General features: G+C 58.5%; 15 protein-coding genes. 10 read left to right on the forward strand and 5 right to left on the reverse strand.

Going from position 1 to position 18,272, the window contains the following annotated elements; all coding sequences use genetic code 11:
- The first annotated feature begins 19 nt into the window (after nt 1-19).
- Entirely contained in the window at nt 20-1,075 is a 1,056-nt protein-coding gene (locus tag HJW02_RS08365; protein WP_208050630.1) for a hypothetical protein, read from the forward strand.
- A 128-nt stretch (nt 1,076-1,203) separates the two neighbouring features.
- On the opposite strand, the gene HJW02_RS08370 is transcribed toward HJW02_RS08365, so the two are convergent.
- Together HJW02_RS08370 and HJW02_RS08375 are read right to left on the reverse strand one after the other, a co-directional pair.
- Nucleotides 1,204-1,650 (reverse strand): hypothetical protein, encoded by a 447-nt coding sequence (locus HJW02_RS08370; RefSeq protein WP_022397742.1) that lies wholly within the window; start codon nt 1,648-1,650, stop codon nt 1,204-1,206.
- A gap of 68 nt (nt 1,651-1,718) precedes the next feature.
- Nucleotides 1,719-2,201: a hypothetical protein gene (locus HJW02_RS08375; RefSeq protein ID WP_102721888.1), complete on the reverse strand. Its 483-nt coding sequence runs from the start codon at nt 2,199-2,201 to the stop codon at nt 1,719-1,721.
- 325 nt (nt 2,202-2,526) lie between these two features.
- On the opposite strand from HJW02_RS08375, the gene HJW02_RS08380 reads away from it, so the two are divergent.
- Nucleotides 2,527-3,702 (forward strand): hypothetical protein, encoded by a 1,176-nt coding sequence (locus tag HJW02_RS08380; protein ID WP_146017875.1) that lies wholly within the window; start codon nt 2,527-2,529, stop codon nt 3,700-3,702.
- A 79-nt stretch (nt 3,703-3,781) separates the two neighbouring features.
- Nucleotides 3,782-4,738: a hypothetical protein gene (locus tag HJW02_RS08385; RefSeq protein WP_022397745.1), complete on the forward strand. Its 957-nt coding sequence runs from the start codon at nt 3,782-3,784 to the stop codon at nt 4,736-4,738.
- A 75-nt stretch (nt 4,739-4,813) separates the two neighbouring features.
- Here the strand turns inward: HJW02_RS08385 and HJW02_RS08390 are convergent, their stop codons facing one another.
- Both HJW02_RS08390 and menB read right to left on the reverse strand, forming a co-directional pair.
- On the reverse strand, nt 4,814-5,644 hold the full coding sequence (locus HJW02_RS08390; protein ID WP_022397746.1) for a hypothetical protein: 831 nt from the start codon (nt 5,642-5,644) through the stop codon (nt 4,814-4,816).
- A 12-nt stretch (nt 5,645-5,656) separates the two neighbouring features.
- Entirely contained in the window at nt 5,657-6,481 is an 825-nt protein-coding gene (menB, locus tag HJW02_RS08395; RefSeq protein WP_022397747.1) for a 1,4-dihydroxy-2-naphthoyl-CoA synthase, read from the reverse strand.
- Between the two features lie 281 nt (nt 6,482-6,762).
- Between menB and HJW02_RS08400 the strand changes: the two genes are divergently transcribed.
- The 7 genes from HJW02_RS08400 (at nt 6,763) to HJW02_RS08430 (ending at nt 15,819) form a co-directional block, all read left to right on the forward strand.
- The gene (locus HJW02_RS08400) at nt 6,763-7,839 is read left to right on the forward strand and encodes an AAA family ATPase (RefSeq protein WP_146019188.1); all 1,077 of its coding nucleotides are present in this window, start codon (nt 6,763-6,765) and stop codon (nt 7,837-7,839) included.
- The gene (locus tag HJW02_RS08405) at nt 7,829-8,626 is read left to right on the forward strand and encodes a hypothetical protein (protein ID WP_102721885.1); all 798 of its coding nucleotides are present in this window, start codon (nt 7,829-7,831) and stop codon (nt 8,624-8,626) included. The genes HJW02_RS08400 and HJW02_RS08405 overlap by 11 nt, the downstream gene beginning before the upstream one ends.
- Before the next feature lie 166 nt (nt 8,627-8,792).
- Nucleotides 8,793-11,237, forward strand: coding sequence for an ATP-dependent zinc metalloprotease FtsH (ftsH, locus tag HJW02_RS08410; protein ID WP_240454346.1), 2,445 nt, complete (start codon nt 8,793-8,795; stop codon nt 11,235-11,237).
- A gap of 21 nt (nt 11,238-11,258) precedes the next feature.
- Nucleotides 11,259-11,609 (forward strand): ribosome silencing factor, encoded by a 351-nt coding sequence (gene rsfS, locus HJW02_RS08415; RefSeq protein ID WP_102721884.1) that lies wholly within the window; start codon nt 11,259-11,261, stop codon nt 11,607-11,609.
- A gap of 360 nt (nt 11,610-11,969) precedes the next feature.
- A complete protein-coding gene (gene mutS, locus HJW02_RS08420) occupies nt 11,970-14,438 on the forward strand; it encodes a DNA mismatch repair protein MutS (RefSeq protein WP_243760014.1) in 2,469 nt (822 codons plus the stop codon).
- Nucleotide 14,439: 1 nt separating this feature from the next.
- Complete coding sequence (locus tag HJW02_RS08425) at nt 14,440-15,033, forward strand: 3'-5' exonuclease (RefSeq protein ID WP_102721882.1); 594 nt, start codon at nt 14,440-14,442, stop codon at nt 15,031-15,033.
- Nucleotides 15,034-15,087: 54 nt separating this feature from the next.
- Nucleotides 15,088-15,819 (forward strand): GDSL-type esterase/lipase family protein, encoded by a 732-nt coding sequence (locus HJW02_RS08430; protein WP_180971083.1) that lies wholly within the window; start codon nt 15,088-15,090, stop codon nt 15,817-15,819.
- Between the two features lie 76 nt (nt 15,820-15,895).
- Here the strand turns inward: HJW02_RS08430 and HJW02_RS08435 are convergent, their stop codons facing one another.
- The gene (locus HJW02_RS08435; protein WP_180971082.1) at nt 15,896-18,211 is read right to left on the reverse strand and encodes a thioredoxin family protein; all 2,316 of its coding nucleotides are present in this window, start codon (nt 18,209-18,211) and stop codon (nt 15,896-15,898) included.
- Between the last annotated feature and the right edge of the window lie 61 nt (nt 18,212-18,272).

An 18,272-nucleotide genomic window follows, 5' to 3' on the forward strand; every position in this document is an offset into this window, starting at 1 on the left:
CAGCCCGCTTTCCCGGGTATTGGTAGCGTTTTTCCTCTCCCTGTGCGCCCTTTCGTTTCTTGCGAATTATGTTCTCTCTGCAAAGATGCTGCATGATGAGATCAAAAGAAACGGGGCTGATCTGATTGTAGTCCTTGATACCGTGCGCGACGGTGAACCTTCCAAAAGGAATTTGCTTCAGCATGAATTGCCTTCCTTGTATGGCTGCGACGTCCTGGCGTTAAAAGATGCTCCCGCGGGATTCGCCCGTGTGGGAAAGGCGGTTTTCCCCATTCTGGAATACAATATGGAGTCCTGCTTTTATCTTGCTGATCTGGGGCTGGAGGAAGTGCCTGTCGTCCTTTTGTTTCACCCGGACAGGAGTTCCCTGCATCCGGGACCGTGCAGAGTTGTCATCGGGGATTTTGACTTTTCATTGAATGCATCCCCGTTGCCGGAGAACCACCTTTTAGGGAAATTATATCCTTCAGGAGTGGTGCTGGCTCCGGAAGGAGCTTTCAATACCGGGCAGGAGGCCCCTATAAGCAATGACCGGTATGTAATCAGGGTTCATGAGATGACGGCGGACAATATCCAGAATATTGAGGAAACGCTTAATAATATGGTGCGCTATGACGGGAGCATGACGATGGTTCAGACTCATGTGAGCATGTTGAAGAGGTTGGAAGTGCTGATGAGCAACCAGATGGAATGCCGGACCGGTTTTTCTATCGGTATTGCGGTTATTGTAGGCATTCTTCTGATTGCCCTGGCGTCTATGGAATTCCGGCAGAACGAGTATGTCTATACATTGATGAAAAGTTTTGGGGTGCGTCCGGCTCTGCTGGTGCTGACATTTATTGTGGAGAACATATTCCTGATAGGAATTTCTTATGCCGGAGCTGTATGGGCCTTCATGAAGACTCAAAAGATTGTCCTGGGAGAATTTTTCAAGCTGGGCGATGCGGTGTTGACGTATGCGGACATACGGCAGGATTTGTGGCTTTTGGGAGTTTCACTTTTGATCTGTGTGTTGCTTTCTTCCGTGCCGGTTGCCTTCTCTGCCTATCGCCCTATTGGGAAAGTGTTGAAGTAAGCAGTGCTCATGCCCCATGCCGGGGGGTAAATAATTGTTCCTCCTTCGTTTGGAAATGCGGTTTTTTGATACAAAAAGGCCTGCGGAGGAAGTCCGCAGGCCTTTAAAAGTCAGAGAATGAATTCTGGTTATTTATTGAATTTCGTCAGAGTACCGGGCCGGTCGGTAACGGCAGGATCGGCAAAATAGGGATCAGACAGGGCGCATGTAGCGGTTCCTGTGCCTTTGGTTACATTTTTAACGTCGGTCATGATCAAGTAGCAGGGGAAGGCCTCTTCACCGGCTCTGTTGGTGTACCAGTAAAAAGCTATTTCAGCGGCGGTGTCATCAGCGGGAACATAGCCTCTGACGTGCATGGACGCGACACTGGGCTCCGCGCTCTCTCCGGAATAGATGTTGGCGTTGTGTGTGGAAACAACGTCAAAGGCAACCGTATATACCTGGTTGTTTTCCAGGGAGATTTCTACATTGCGGGCTGTTCCGACAGGAATATAGATTTCTTCCGTTTTACTGGAGCCCCCGCAACCTGTGAGCACGGACGTGCACAAAAAGGAGGGGAGGAGCAGAGATGCCATGATGCAAAAACGAGTATTCATATAGATGGAGGATATTGAAATTATATGAGTAAGACGGAAAGGGATGATTAGTTGCTGTAAGTAATGGTAACGTCTGCACTGACGCCATTGAGAGTTTGCATTTCTTGTCCTGCGGGCTGGCGTGAAAGCGTTCCTCCTTCGCCGCCTACGGATGCATGGGTGGATTGGTCAAATTCCAGAGCAGGGAGGTCCATGGAATATGCCGTAGTATTGTTTTTCCCTGCAATCCAGCGCAGGTTCAGAGTAGCTGCATTATTGCCCGTCTTGTGGTAAATCACGGTTGGAGAGTCATTCCATTCTTCAATATTCTGTCCACGGGTTTGAAGACTGGACTGTCCGTTGGTGGCGGTGATCAGTTCAAAAATATTCGGGAAATCCGATGCCGTTATTCCCAGCCTGATAGATAATACGGTACCGTTGAGGGTATCGGGGGCATTGCCGCCGCTACTGCTGCTTCCGCCGCATTGCGTCAAAAAGAGAAGTCCAAGGGAACAGCAGGCCAGGGAGATTTTCTGGGAAAGAGGGAGCATAACAAATAACTGTAGATAATGTTTATTGAAGGAGATTGTAGTATTTCCTATGATCTGTCAAGGAAGGAAATTTGGAAAATGGAACCCCTTTCAGAAAGGGGATGGAAGAGGATTTCGGCTTGCCATTGCTGATCTTCCCCCTTCCTCCTTTTCCCGGTTCTGCTGTGTTGGTACTTGACTTTTCAGAGGCAGAAGTTATGAAACGGGCACCAGTATGCTCCTTTTCTCCTCGGTTTGCAGCTTTTTCTGGAGTCCATTCAGGGTGGCTCGGTGGAGGACTCTGTTGGGTTTCTGTATTTGCGCCGTTGCATGTACTTCCTGTTCCGTGGATAAGCACATGGAAAGAAAAACGGTGGAGCTGATGGATAAAATGGCTGCCATCCCCAACTGGGACGAACTGCCCCGGAGGGAAATCTCATGGGATACGGCAATGGCCGTCATGATGGAGGGAAATTTGGATTTGAAGCGCTCGGAACAGGCTCTCAGGGCTACGGAACGTTCTGTTATCAGCGTGTATACCCAGGTCATTCCGGGCGTGAACCTGGATTGGATGCTGACAAAAGAGCTGAGCGAGCTGACCCGTGTAACAGCGCAGGATGTAGAGTATAATACCAATATTCTGTTTAATATGCCGTCCCTGACGCAGATACCTTTTGATTATTATTCGGCCAAATCCGCCGTTTATACGGCCCGGAAAACCTTGGAGATGAAAAAAAGGGAGCTGGTGTCCAGGTTGTACCGGCAGGTACTTTCCTATCAGAATGCATGTGTCAGCCATAAGAACCGGCTGGATGCCGTGCCCTATGACGATGATGGAGTTCAGAAGAAATTGATCCAGGATGACTGGGAGAAGAGAGTGAGTGAAATTTCCCAGGGATTTGCTGTCCTCATGGGGAATATGGATGCCCAGTGGCTCGTCAGGCCTGAAACGATGCCCAGGGTGGACTGGAGGAAATACAAGAGTGCTTCCCGCCATTTGGATTTGCTGGTGGTGACCATGGTAGCCATGGAATTGGAAGCTTCCAGGTTGCAGGTTTTAAATGCCAAGATGAAGTTTTTCCCGTCCGTGGATATTAATTTTTACAGCCCTACCTTGTTTTCCAGTACGGGCGGCACTTACCAGGGGTTCTTTGCAGGCGCCGGAGACATGCAGGTGAATATGAGCCTGCGTGAAGAATTGGACACCCGGCTGACCTCCTGGTTCCAATACAAGACGGCCAAGGAAAATCATGATCTGATGCAGAAAAAGGTTGTGATGGATTTGCAGCAGAGGCGCATCAAGGTGGCCGCGCTGATGGAGAGCAGGAAAAGATTTGAAATCTGGAAGAAAGTCATTTTGAAGGAAATTGAGTTTAAAAAGTCCAGGATGGCTTTATCAGGCAAGGAATATCTGGCGCAAAGGAAGGATATTAAAACCATGCATGAGAATCTGGATGCGGAAGCCGCCAAGAATGCGGAAGTGGAAGCGGCGCTCATCATGGAGTACGGCTGGCTGAAATAAGGGGAAGGCGGAGCGGCCCTGTGTGACTGCGGTGCCTTCCTTTCTTGATGCCTTCAAAGGCTTGTGTTACGGTCCGGACATGCAAAAAGTTCGGCAGCCCGTAGGCATGGCGTTGATGATTCTGGCTTTTCCGGCCGCCATTTACGGGGCGTTCCCGTGGGGAATCGCCCTGGGGGCCTTTTTGTTCCTGCTGGGGGTGGCCGTGGCGGTCAGCCGTTTTTCCGCCATTGTCTGGTCATGGTGCCTGTTTTCCCTGGGGATTTATCTGGCCGCGCCTTTTATCTGGATGTGGAATCCGGACTATTTTTTCAGCCGCCCGTTTGACGTTCTGTTCGTGAGCGGCTGTTTGGTGGGCAGTCTGGTTCTGCTGACGATCCGGTTTGCGGTAGTTCCCGTGCTGTGGCCTAAAATCTTCCGCCATTTTGTAGAGGGAAGCCCCACGCTGGAGGACCTGGCTCCGGAGAAGGGAAGGACGGTGGCGGAACTGCGGAACGGCATTAAACGCAGGCAGGTGAATTTCCTGTTCGGGCATGCGGATGAGGAACTGGTGGAAAAATGGGGGAAAATAGCCCAGGGCATCGCGGCGCTTTCCAGGAGCCGTAAACGGTTGACGGCTTGGGTAGTAGGTATTCTTCTGGTCTGGCCCGCAGCCGTGTTTTTCCTTTCCGGAGGCATGGGCGGCGCGCTGGACCGTGACATTGACCGCATGTGGGAAACCCGTCCGTTTCGCAACAGCATGGTGGTTTCCACCCCTGCGGCCATGAATGCGGCGCGGCGCGTTTTCAAGGATGCCCGCGCCCTGCGGGGAATGACGATGGAACAGGCGCGCACGTGGCTGAAAACGGACCGCAGGAATGCCGCCTTCAAGCTCGGCAAGCCCCGTTACGATTTTGAAAAGGATGAAACCGTGCTGGTGCTTTCGGACGGGCGGGATTCCATTCGCCTGGTGGCGGTCTTCAATGACGCCGGGCAGATTACCCATTCCTGGCCGGAAGAATACATGACCCTGATGGTCAGGGATTTGGAGAAAAACTAAATGCCGGAGACAAAGGTTTGAATAGGACCTTTGAGCTTTGGTGTTTGGCCCTTGCGGAACCCCTGCGGATTTCCGCTACAGCGTGCGTTTTTGCGGAGGCGTCAGGTTCAGCCTGCCTTCACTGATGTGGATGCCCATGCCGCTTTCCTCAATCATGTGGATGAGCGGCAGATAGGCCTGGAGCAGGTTTTCAAATGCGGGAAGGAGAAAGATCATGTAGCCCTGGGGGACGGAAAGGCTGCCGATGGTGCCACCCACGTGGATACCCCCCGGCAGAGTCTCGTCATTGTAGAATTCAAAGCGGGTCTGCACCGCCATGTAGTTGTGCGGGTCCATGGACTGGAAGGGCGTCAGGAACAGGGAAATCGTCTGGCGGGAGTCGATGCCCGTATAGCGTTCAATGATGATTTCCATGCAGCCTTCCCCGATGGCGCCGTCCGGCTGTTCCTTGCCGCCGTGCAGCCGGATGCCTACCGCCGGATTGGTGGCGAAGATGGCCAGGGCTCCGTGCTGCTGCGGATGGACGGAGGAGGCCAGGTAGCGGTTGATGTCTTCTTCCGAAAAGGAAACGGAGGCGTCCCTGTTAATGGCCTGTTTCAGGATTTTGGGGATGTCCGGAGCGTTTTCCTTTTGGCGGAAGCCGGGCAGGTCAGCCGTGTTCTGCGGGCTCCAGGAGGAATAAATCAGCCAGGAAATAGCCGCCAGAATGGCTATGGTGAACAGGAAGATAAGATTGCCGATCAGGGAGAAGGGCGTTTTTTCACGGACGGGTTTCTCCTGGCCGGCCTGTTCCTCCGGATCGTAGAAATGTTCCACGATGTTTTCATGTTCCGGCAGGTCGTGCAGGGATTCCCTGCCGGCGGAGCCGTTCCGGGTGGCGCCTTCGTTGTCGGAGTTGGGGGACATGGTGCGGAGGGGTTACGGGAGTCTGGGGAATTTGGAGAAGTCGGGTGCGCGTTTTTCGACGAAGGCGTTTTTGCCTTCCTTCGCTTCCTCGCTCATGTAGTAGAGCAGGGTGGCGTTTCCGGCCAGGTCCAGCAGGCCCATCTGTCCGTCGCAGTCAGCGTTCAGGGAGGCTTTCAGGCAGCGGAGGGCCAGGGGGCTGTGCCGGAGCATCTGGCGGCACCAGGAGAGCGTTTCCTCTTCCAGCTTTTCCAGAGGCACCACGGTATTGACCAGTCCCATGTCCAGCGCTTCCCGCGCGTCGTACTGCCTGCACAGGTACCAGATTTCCCGAGCCTTTTTCTGGCCCACGATGCGCGCCAGGTAGGAGGAGCCGAGACCGCCGTCAAAGGAGCCGACCTTGGGGCCCGTCTGGCCGAATTTGGCGTTGTCCGCGGCGATGGTGAGGTCGCAGACGACATGGAGGACGTGCCCACCGCCGATGGCGTAGCCGGCCACCATGGCGACGACGGGCTTGGGCATGGTGCGGATGGTGCGCTGCACATCCAGAATATTCAGGCGCGGCACGCCGTCTTCACCGATGTAGCCGGCATTTCCGCGCACTTTCTGGTCGCCGCCGGAGCAGAAGGCGTCAGGGCCTTCCCCGGTCAGGATGACCACGCCCACCTTGGGGTCTTCATGCGCGGCGTTGAGGGCGTTGAGCATTTCATGCACGGTCTGGGGACGGAACGCGTTGCGGACTTGGGGGCGGTTGATCGTGATTTTCGCGATGCTGCCGTCGTCCGTTGTTTCATACTTGATATCCGTATATTCCCTGGCGGTGGTCCATTGTGCGCTCATGCGGACTACTTTAATAAGGCGTCCGTCAATGGGAAGCTTAAAATGCGCCGCCTTCCGGGTGTATGCGGACTTGGGCGGGGGGAAAGGCGGCGGAGGGCGGGAGCAGGCGTTTTTTCTGCGTTTTCCGGGAGACAGGCTCTGGAAAAGCGTGGACGGAGCCGGGCGGCAATCTTTTTCCTTCATCCCGGTTTTCCGCTGCTTTTCCGGAAGGCTTCCCGGTGACGGAAGCTGGCGGCATTTGTAATTTACGGCATGCGCTTCTGTGCTACATTGGGAACGGTATGATACATGACCTACTGGTGCGCGGCGTGACGGTGTTTCCCGGGAGCGAACATTTTGAGTTTGTCCCCGGAATCAATGTGGTGGTGGGCGGCAATGATTCCGGCAAGAGCCATCTGCTGAAATTGTGCTATACCGTAGCCAAGTGGAGCGCGGACGGGGGCAGGAAGTCCCTGCCGGAGAAATGGGCGGAGGAACAGCGGCTCCGGAAGGACCTGATGCGGGTCTTCGCGTCCCGCGGACTGGCCGGGCTGACGGCACGGAACCGCGGGAACGCCCATGCCCATGTGGAGGCCTCCATGGAGGGGGACGGGGTGCCGGAAGGCATGGGGAACCTGGTGTTTGATTTTCAGGCGGGGCATGAGGAGGAGGGGCTGAGCATTCAGGAGATGCCCAAACGCTTCCTGAACGTGCCGGTGGTGTTCCTGGCGGCGCGGGAGGTTCTGACCATTTACCCGAGCTTTGTACAGGTGGGGAGCAGGTTCCCCGAGTTCCTGGACGGGGGGAGCTGGGACCTCTGCCGTTACCTGGACGTGGATGCGGCAGCGGAACCTATCAGCACGGACGCCGGGCGCGTGGTCGCCAGGCTGGAGAAGATCATCGGCGGGGAGGTGGTGAAGCGCGACGGACGGTTCTTTTTGCAGCGTCCCGGACAGCAGCCGATCGAGATGAGCCTGGTGGCGGAGGGCTTCAAAAGGCTGGGCACGCTGAGCTACCTGATCCGGAACGGTTCCGTGAAAAGAGGGTCCGTGCTGTTCTGGGATGAGCCGGAAATGAACCTGAACGCCTCCCATCTGCCCGTGCTGGTGAAAACCCTGACGGGGCTTGCCAAGACGGGGGTGCAGGTGATTCTGTCCTCCCACAGCCTGTTCCTGCTGCGGGAGCTGATGATTCAGCTTTCCGAACCCCGCAATGCCATGGTGCAGAGGAAGTTTTTCGGGATGAGCGTGCCGCGGGGAGACCGCTCCGGGGTAAAGGTGACCTGGGGGGAATCCCTGGAGGATGTGGGGCCTATCGAATCTCTTGAAGCGGAAATCGAGCAGGCGGACAGGTATTTGAAGCTGAGCTATGAGTCATAAGCCGTCAGAAGCTCATTACGTGGAGGGAGTCCACCGTTTCTGGATCGATGAAGGCTACGTCGTGTGCCGCATTGAATGCTCGGACTATTATGCCCGGCAGGCGCAGAATTTCTGCGGGGGGTGCAAGGAGATGGACTTCCTGCTGTATCATCCGGAACGCCGGGATTTATGGCTGGTGGAGGTGAAGGACTACCGTTTTGACGCCCGTCCCAAGGTGGGGGAACTGGTCTGCGCCCTGAGCCGCAAGGTCCGGGATACGATGTTTCTTCTCCGGGCCGCTTCCGTGGCCGCCCCGCATGAAGAGCCGGCGGAGGGCATTTCCCTGAGGGATTTTTCCATTCTGGCCTCGGAGGCGGAAACGCTTCACCTGGCTTTTCTGCTGGAAATGGGCATGGGCGGCGTCTGGACGGACGGCGGCCTGCTGGCAAACGTCAAGAACCTGCTGGTGGGCTCCATGCGGTTTCTGGATGCGGAGCTGATCTGCGCGCCCATCACGTATCCCCACCGCATCGGCCCGTGGCGCGTGACCTCCGCCCACGGGGAGGTGAGCAAGCGGGTGGAAATCCGGCGCGCCAGGAAACTGGCGGAAATTCAGGAACAGCGGCGGCGGGAACGGCTGGAGGCGCAGGAGGAGAGCGCCTGGCAGGAAAAGAGCCGGAAGGGGAGCGGCTTTCATCCGGCGGAAACGGCGGAAAAGATGCCCCAGTGGAAGCGCCGCCTCCAGCAGCGCATGAACGGGGAAAGCGCGAATCACGAGGGACGACGCAGAAAAAGGAAACGGGACTGAATCCCGCGCTGTCTATTGCCTCATTGCCGGAAGGCGCTTCCGGGCCCGGAACGGTCCGGTTCCATCCTGCGCCGGCTGTATGGCATGTCTCGGAAAAAAGTTTTATTTTACAAGGACTCGCGTATCATGCCGCCCGATTCATTAACTTCTGTGTGCTAACCACATTATGTCTGACAGAATGCCACCCAGTCCTCCTCGTCCTCCCAAATTTCCCGGCTCCGGAAAGCCCGAATCCCCCAACTGGGGCGTGTGGGTCATGGTTCTTCTCATTGCAGGCGTCCTCGCGTTCGGATTTTTCACCCCGGAATCCTTTGGACTGGGGCCCCGCAAGGAAAACCTGGAATCCTTTGAAGCCCAGTACAAGGCGGGCCGCGTGGTGCTGAACGATCCGAAGGCCCCCGTGGAAGTGGTGCTGAGCGAGAACGGCTCTGAAGGCGTCATCCATGCGCTGGTTTATAAAAAGGACATCCAGCCTAAGGTGGAAATGAAACCCTTCGTGCTGTCCTATTCCATGTCCCTGCCGGACCGCGACAAGCCCCTGCTGAACGAGCTTTCCGGCTACAGGATGGTGGAAAGCCCGTACCGGACGGAGGCGGGGAAAAATGTTTCCATTATTCCTGAAGAAGCGCAGAAGCTTTCCGTGCCCGAGTTCAACCGCCTGGCTCTGGAAGGCCGCATCGCGGGCGGAAATGAGGGCCTTCTCCTGGCGGAAGACGGGAACCAGAACGTGCTGGTCGGCCAGATTGTCACCCGCATCTGGCCTGCGGCCACGGGGGACGCCTCCGTGGACAAGCAGCGTTTTGAACGCGTGGAAGTGCCTTTTACCCTGGAATTCCAGGGAGACCGGGTCAAACAGTTGCTGGGACCGGATACGAAGTTCAAGCGCGAGTCCGGCTCCTGGGGCGGCATTCTGCTGAACCTGCTGCCTATCGTGCTCATTCTGGTAATCCTGTTCTTCATGTTCCGCGCGCAGAGCGGCGGGGCCAGGGGCGCCATGAGCTTCGGCAAGAGCCGGGCGCGCCTCATCGCCCCGGACAAGAACAAGGTGACGTTCAAGGACGTGGCCGGCATCAGCGAGGCGAAGGAGGAGGTATGGGAACTGGTGGAATTCCTGCGCAATCCGGAAAAGTTCCGTGACCTGGGCGCCACCATTCCCCGCGGCGTGCTGATGGTGGGCTCTCCCGGTACGGGCAAGACCCTGCTGGCACGCGCCATCGCCGGGGAATCCAATGCATCTTTTTATTCCATCAGCGGTTCGGACTTTGTGGAAATGTTCGTGGGCGTGGGCGCGAGCCGCGTGCGCGACATGTTTGAGCAAGCCAAGAGAACGGCCCCCAGCCTGATTTTCATTGATGAAATTGACGCTGTGGGCCGTCAGCGCGGCTACGGCATGGGCGGCGGCAATGACGAACGGGAGCAGACGCTGAACGCCCTGCTGGTGGAGATGGACGGTTTTGAAAACAACTCCAATGTGATCGTAATTGCGGCGACCAACCGTGCGGACATCCTGGACCCGGCGCTGCTCCGTCCGGGCCGTTTTGACCGGCAGGTGGTGGTGAACCTTCCGGACGTCCGGGGGCGCGAACAAATCCTCCAGGTGCACGCCAGAAAGGTAAAAATGGCTCCCGGAGTCGGTTTTGCGCGCATTGCCCGCGGCACGGCCGGCTTCTCCGGAGCCCAGTTGGCCAACCTGATCAATGAAGCCGCCCTGCTGGCCGCCCGCAAGGGATTGAAGGAGATTACGGAAGCGGAACTGGAAGAAGCCCGCGACAAGGTCAGTTGGGGCCGCGAACGCCGCAGCCTGGCGATCAATGAACGCGGGCGCCGCATTACCGCCGTGCATGAGGCGGGACACGCCATCTGCCTGTTGAAGACCCCGCACAGCGAACCTCTGCACCGGGTGACCATCGTTCCCCGCGGGGGAGCCCTGGGCATGACCATGTGGCTTCCTTCGGACGACAAGATGCACCAGCTCCGGTCGGAGATGCTCGACCAGCTCGTCGTGGCGATGGGCGGCCGCTGCGCTGAACAAATCGTCTTTGGCGACGTGACCAGCGGAGCTACCGGAGACATCAAGAGCGCCACCAGCCTGGCCCGCCGCATGGTGTGCGAATTCGGCATGAGCGAGAAACTGGGGCTGATCGAATACGGCGAACACCAGGGGGAAGTGTACATTGCCCGCGACCTGGGGACGCGATCCCGCAATTATTCCGAATCCACGGCGGAACTGATTGACTCGGAAGTCCGCTTCCTGGTGGACAGCGCCTATGAACGCGCCATGACCATCCTGACGGAGAACCGGGACAAGCTGGACATGCTGACGGAAGCCCTGATGGAATTTGAAACGCTGGAAGGCTCCCAGGTCATGGACATTCTGGAATACGGGGAAATGAAGAATCCTCCCGCCAAGGTGATCCCGCCTCCCATGCCTTCGGAGGTGGAAGAGCAGCCCGGGAAGGGTGATTCCGGTTCTTCCGTGAAAAAGGATGCCGAAGAGGACCGCACGAAGGACGCGGAGGAACGGAAGAAGGAGAGCGGCCAGACGGAGCAGGACCCCTTTTCCTACAATCCCGTGGAGGAGTACGGCAAGGACGGCGAAGAGAAGAAATAATCCAATAGAAACGAATCAATTATGGTAGCCAACGATGCGATGGAACTGGCCAGGATGTGCGCCCGCGCCGCGGATGACGCCAAGGCTGAAAATGTGCGGGTGTACGACCTGCGCGGCATGTCTTCCCTGACGGATTTCATGGTGGTGTGCACGGGCTTGTCCGTCCCCCACCTGCGCGCCGTCATCCGGGAGCTGGAAGAATCCGTCCGGGAAAAGACGGGCGCCCTCCCCACCTATGTGGAAGACACGCCCGTGGCGCTGTGGTCCGTGGTGGACTACATTGACGTGATGGTTCACATCATGGGGCAGGAAACGCGCGAATTCTACGGTATGGATACCCTGTGGAAGGATGCCCCCGTGGTGGAGTACTAACCCCCGGTGATCTGAATTTTCCGCCGTGCCTCTGTCTGACAGCGGCACGGCTTTTTTATCTTTCCGGAGGGGAGGGACGGCTTGTTGGCCGTCCGTCGGAGCAAAGGAATCGGTGACAGGATGTTTGCGCTCCTCCGCATGATGGGGGCCTGATCCGGCCCGGAAGAAAAAAGGGGCAATGATTGTTGCGTCAGCGCATTTTCTTTACCAGGGATTTGGGGGCGCTCTCCCCGGTTTTTCCTTGGAAAAGCGGCATGGCGGCCCGGTTCTAACAAGATTCCAATCTTGCCTTGCAGCCGCAATCAGATTACTCTTTCACCGTTATTTATGAGTAATTCCGGACCTACCTCCACCCCGATGATGGATCAGTACCTTCGCATGAAGAAGGGCTTGCCGGAGGACGTCCTGCTGTTTTTCCGGCTGGGGGATTTTTATGAGATGTTCTTTGAGGACGCCAAGGAGGCTTCCTCCATTCTGGGCCTGACGCTGACCAAGCGCCACGGCATTCCGATGTGCGGGGTGCCTCACCACAGCGCGGAAGGGTATATTGGCCGCCTGGTGAAGGGAGGGAAGCGCGTGGCGATTGCGGAGCAGACCACCATTCCGCAGCCGGGCAAGCTGGTGGAGCGGGAGCTGACCCGCGTGATTTCCGCTGGAACCCTGGCGGATATGAATCTGCTGGATTCCTCCCGCCACAATTACATCGTGGCTCTTTATAAGGATAAAAAGCATTTCGGCCTGGCATGCGTGGACCACACCACGGGGGAATTTTCCGTGGCCCAGTTTGAGCACATGGACCTGCTTCTGGACGAGCTGTCCCGCATCAATCCTTCCGAACTTCTGGTCAGCGACGAGCAGACGGACTGCTTCCCCGGCGCCCATCCCACGCTTTATTACGACGGGTATACGTTCCTGCCTTCCACGGCCATTCCCAATCTGCTGAGCCACTTCCGGGTGCATTCCCTGGACGGTTTCGGCTGCGGGGAGATGACCGCCGCTTTGGGGGCGTCTGGCGCGGTGCTTCATTACCTGGGCTACCAGCTCCGCCGCCCCACGGACCATTTGCGCCGTATTTCCGTGCGCGCCACGGAGAGCGCCGTGCTGATTGACCAGGCCAGCCAGAGGAACCTGGACCTGGTGGATTCCCGCGGCGGCGTGAAGCTTTCCCTGCTGGGCACCCTGGACAGGACGAGCACCCCGATGGGCGCGCGCAAGCTCCGGGACTGGCTGCTCCATCCCCTGTGCGACCTGGAAAAGCTCCAGGCGCGGCAGGAGATGATCTCCGTTCTTTTGCAGGAACCCTACCTGATGAGCAAGCTGCGGGAGAGCCTGAAAAACGTCCGGGACATGGAACGGCTGACGGGCCGCATTTCCCAGGGCGCGGGGAACGCCCGTGACCTCCAGGCGCTGGCTTCCTCCCTGGGGCGCATTCCCGCGCTCAGGGATGATCTGGAATCCCTGCCCGGAGGCGGGGAGATGCTGGAAAGCATCCGCTCCCGCATGGGCTGCTTTGACGAGCTGGTAGACCTGCTCCAGCGCGCCCTGGTGGATGAGCCGCCCGTGACGATCAAGGAGGGCGGCATCATCCGGGAAGGGTACCACGCCGGGCTGGATGAGTTGCGCCTGGCTTCCCGCGACGGGAAGGAGTGGCTGGCCCAGCTCCAGGAGAAGGAGCGCAGGCGGACGGGCATTGATTCCCTGAAAATCCGCTTCAACAACGTTTTCGGCTACTACATTGAAGTAACCAAGAGCCATTACGACAAGGTGCCTCCCGACTACCAGCGCAAGCAGACGCTGGTGAATGCGGAACGCTTCGTCACCCCGGAGCTCAAGCAGATGGAGAATACCATCCTGGGGGCGGACGAACGTTCCCGCCAGGTGGAGTATGAACAGTTCCTGCTGCTGCGGGAGGAAGTGGGGCGCCACATTGACGGCATCCAGATTACGGCGGACGCCATGGCGGACCTGGACGTGCTGCTGGGGCTGGCGGAGGGCGCGCAGCAGTACCAGTACTGCCGCCCCGTGCTGGACAATTCCATGACCCTGCGCATTGTCAACGGCCGCCATCCCGTTATCGAGCAGAATGTTTCCGGCGACGTGTTCGTGCCCAATGACGCCTTTCTGGAACCGGAGGAAAACCGCCTCATCCTGCTGACCGGGCCCAACATGGCGGGCAAGAGCACCTATATCCGCCAGGTGGCCCTGATTACGCTGATGGCCCAGATCGGGGCTTACGTTCCGGCGGAGTCCGCCCACATCGGCCTGGTGGACCGCATTTTCTGCCGCGTGGGAGCCAGCGACGACCTGGCGCGCGGGCAGTCCACCTTCATGGTGGAAATGAGTGAGACGTCCCTGATTCTGAACAACGCCACGGAGCGTTCCCTGATTATTCTGGATGAAATCGGGCGCGGAACCGCCACCTTTGACGGCCTTTCCATCGCGTGGGCCGTGGCGGAATACCTGCATGACGAGTTGAAGTCCCGCACCCTGTTCGCCACGCATTACCATGAACTGACGGACCTGGCCCGTTCCAGGGCCGGCGTGCAGAATTACAATGTGGCCGTGCGGGAATGGAAGGAGGAGATCGTGTTCCTGCGCAAGATCGTGCAGGGGGCGGCGGACAAGTCCTACGGCATCCAGGTGGCCCGCCTGGCGGGCATGCCTGCCGCCATCGTGGACCGCGCCAAGGCCATCCTGTCCCATCTGGAAATGAATTCCACGCGGCCCCGGAAAAAGGAACGCGCCCGTCTGGCGGAACCCAGGGCCAAGAATACGGACATGGACGACGATATGCCCACCGGGGAGTACGCCCAGCTGGAGTTGTTCTGATATGCCTCTGCCCGCAGACATGATCGGCGCCCTGCGCTTCGCCGCCATTGATTTTGAATCCGCCGGGGCGGCCCGGGGGGAGACGGACCAGCCCGTTCAGATAGGCATTGCCTCCTGTCCTTCCCTGGAAGGGGAGCCGGAGCTGTGGACGTCCTACATTGCCACGGACAAGCCCGTTTTATGGTCGGCCTCCCAGGTGCACGGCATTACTACGGAAATGCTGGCGGATGCGCCTTCCTTTCCCTCCCTGTGGCCGGCTATCCGTTCCCGCCTGGGGGACGCCGTGGTGGTGGGGCATAACCCCGCCACGGAACGGAAGTTCCTGCGCCGCTTTCCGGGGCACGGCTTCGGGCCGTGGCTGGATACGCTGGCGCTCGGGAAGATGTGCGTGCCGGGCCTGCCGGATTATTCCCTGTCCACCTTGTGTGATTCCCTGGGGCTAACCCCCTCCGTGGATGCGCTGCTTCCCGGCCGCCGGTGGCATGACGCCCTGTATGATGCGCTGGGGAGCCTGCTCGTCGTCCGGTTCCTGGTGCGGGAGCTGAAGCTGTCCTCCCAGCCCCTGGAGGTGCTTGGCAGGGCGTTGGGAAAGTGATTTTCCTTTTCTCTTGGAAAGATTGGCCTGCCGTCCATGCGTATTACAGGGAAGATGAAAGCTCCCGTTTTTCTTGCCGCTTTTCTGCTCCTGTCCCTTTCTTCCGTTTTTGCGGAGAAGCCCCCGGCAGGGATTGTCCCGGATCCCCCGGACGTTCCCAGGATGAACACGCAGCACTGGGTTCCCGCCCGTTACAAGGTAGTCCGGGAGCAGTTGCTGGGGAAGGAGTGCGGCATCCTGTTCGTGGGGGATTCCATCACGCAGGGCTGGGAGCAGGAAGGCGCGGAATGGTGGAAGAAGGTGTTCCTGCCGATGAAGGCGGTCAACTTCGGCGTCAGCGGAGACAGGACGGAGAACATCCTGTGGCGCATGGAGGATACGGAGTTGGCAGTCAAAACGCCGCCGCGTTACTGCGTTCTGCTGGCCGGGACGAATAACATTGGCCGGTGGGAAGGGAAGCAGCCCGCGGAAGAAACGGTAAAGGGCATCCGGGAAGTGGCCGTGCGCCTGCTGAAGAGGTTCCCGGAAACCCGTCTGATCCTGATGGAGGTGACGCCCTACGGTCCCGATCCTTCCGCACCCCTCCGCAAGCGGCAGGAGGAGATCAATGAACGCCTGCGCGGTTTGAAACTGCCCCGGACCACCGTTCTCTCCATTAACGGTCGCCTGTTGAATGCGGACGGAACGTTCCGGGAAGGAATGTTCAGAGACAAGGTGCACCTGACGGCGAAAGGCTACCAGGCCTGGGCGGAGGCGCTGATGCCCCTGCTGAACCGGGAAGGCTGAGTTTTCCCGGTTTCTTGTCCGCGTTGCCGTTGCTTTTGTGGTCCGGACTGGTTTCCGTCTGCGGAAAAGGCCGCTTTCAGCGGTCCATTTCCGTTTCCAGGAATTCCAGCAGGTAGGAGGGGGACAGGAGTTCCCGGGTGACGACCGGCTTTTTGCCGGGCAGGTACAGGGCGTTCACGGGAACCGCCGTGCGTCCCAGGTTTTTGAGTTCCTGGTCAATGGCGGGGTTCGTGCGGGTTTTGTCCGCCTTCATCATGACAATGCCGTATTTCCTGAAGGCGGCCAGCACTTCATCCGTGTAGGACGCCTTGTTGACCTGGCAGGTGGAGCACCACCGGGCCGTGAAGTCCACGTAAACGGGCTTTCCCTCCTTCAGGGCGGCCTGCATGGCTTCCGGGCTCCAGGGGGTCCACACGCTCCCTTCCGCCTGATGGGCGGGAGCCGTAGCTGCGGAGGAATCCGCTGTTCCGGAATCCGCTCCGCGGCCGAACCAGGCGGCTCCTTCCGGAGGGAGCATGTAGTACAGGCCGGCCAGCAGGAAAATCACGGAAAAAATGCCCCCCGTGACGCGGGATTTCCGGCTGCGGTACATGGGGCACCATCTGCCGTACACCCAGAAGGCCATGGAGAACAGCACCAGGCCGAAGAACAGGAACAGGATGTCCTGCGGATGGTTGTCCGCGTCAAAGAACGCAATGTAAATCCACAGGAAGTAGGCGGCGGTGCCGAACATCAGGAAGGACATGGACTGCTTGAAGGATTCCATCCACGCTCCCGGTTTGGGAAGGTATTTGGTCAGGACGGGGAAGGCTCCCAGAATGATGTAGGGCAGGGACATCCCGAGGCCCATCATGGTCAGGCAGAGCACGATGCCCAGCGGCGGCTGGAGCATGGCCGCGCCGATGGCCTGCCCCAGGAACGGCGCGCTGCACGGAGTGGAAATGACCGTAGCCAGGGCGCCGGACCAGAAGGAGCCGGCATAGCCCTTCTGGTGCTGGAGGTCGTTGCCCATGGTGGTGGCCTTGACGCCTATTTCAAAAACGCCGAACATGCTCAGCCCCATGGCGAGCATCAGGCCCAGCAGGCAGAAGTTCACCCAGGGGTTTTCAAACCAGAAGGCCCAGTTCACAACGCCTTCCGCGCCGTGGCCCAGCCAGAATTCACTGCTGAAAATGCCGGGTCCCGCAGGGGCGCCCCAGTCGAACATGTTCGCTTTCAGCGCAATCAGGATGGCCGTAATGATCCAGAAGGAGATCAGGATGCCCAGCACGAAGGTCAGGGAGTGGGCCAGCACTTTTTTCCGTTCCCCCCCTCCCAGCTGGACGAAGCTCATGATCTTGAGGCCGATTACCGGGAAGACGCACGGCATGACGTTCAGGATGATGCCGCCGATGAACATGAAGAACATGATTTCCCCCAGTCCCATCAGCGGCGGCGCGGGAACGGGTCCGGAAGACGCGGGGGAGGCTTCCGCGGCTGTTGCCGCCGCCTGCGCTCCCTCGGAAAAGGGGCGGTTGTCAGCCGTGATGCTGACGCCTTCCTTCCCTGCGCGCAGGATGCCGGAAAGGCTGGCCAGCGGTTTTCCTTTGTCCGCTTCCGACAGGTTGTTGGGGTAAAGGCCGTCCGTAGTGTCATTGTACTGCATGGCCAGCTCGTAGTTGGAGCCGTCCAGTTTTTTGAAGGTCTGGGGAGTGGTGGGGTTGATTTCCCCCTGGTCGCAGAAGAAATAAACGGAATCTTCCGGAACCGGTTGCCCGTTCGTCCTGAGGTGCAGGGTGACGGTTTTTCCTTCCTGGGAAATCCGGGCCTTCAGTCCCTGCGCCCATGCGGGGGTGGAAAGTCCCGCCATGCCGCCGGACAGTTCGGCCGCGTCGGGGGCGGCCTGTCCGTCTCCGCGTTTCAGCGTCACGCTGAAGTCTTTGGTCTCCGGTGCGGCGCATTGTTCCGCGCACATTTGCCACGTCATGGTGGTGGTGAAGGTCGTTTCCGCGGGGGCGTCCTTCTCAGGAGTCACGCGGAAGGCCATTTTCGCCTTCCCGCTGTAACCGTAAAAATCCACGAGTCCTTTCCCCAATTCCGGAATTTGCCAGAAGGGGCCTTCCACCCGGAAGCCGGGAACGGCCTTGAACGCGGCTTCCATGGGGAGCCCTACCGTTCCCGGATTCTTGTAGTAGACGTGCCAGTGGTCCGGCAGAGTCAGCTCCGTCACGATGACGAAGGGTGTTTCTCCGTAGGACGTGACTGTAGCCTTGGAGGTTCCGGATGCCTGGGGCGTTCCAAAATCTCCCGCGCCGCCGAAGTTCATGGCTCCGAAGTCCTGTGCCGCCCCCGTACCTGCTCCCCCGGCAAAAATACCCAGGGAAACGGCGGCGGCTTTCAAAAAGTTTCTCATAACAAAGGCGGTTACCATAAAGAAAGGGGGGATTCAATGTTTGTGTGTTGCATGGTGCGGC

Source organism: Akkermansia sp. GGCC_0220 (genome assembly GCF_017566105.1).
GTDB lineage: Bacteria > Verrucomicrobiota > Verrucomicrobiia > Verrucomicrobiales > Akkermansiaceae > Akkermansia > Akkermansia massiliensis.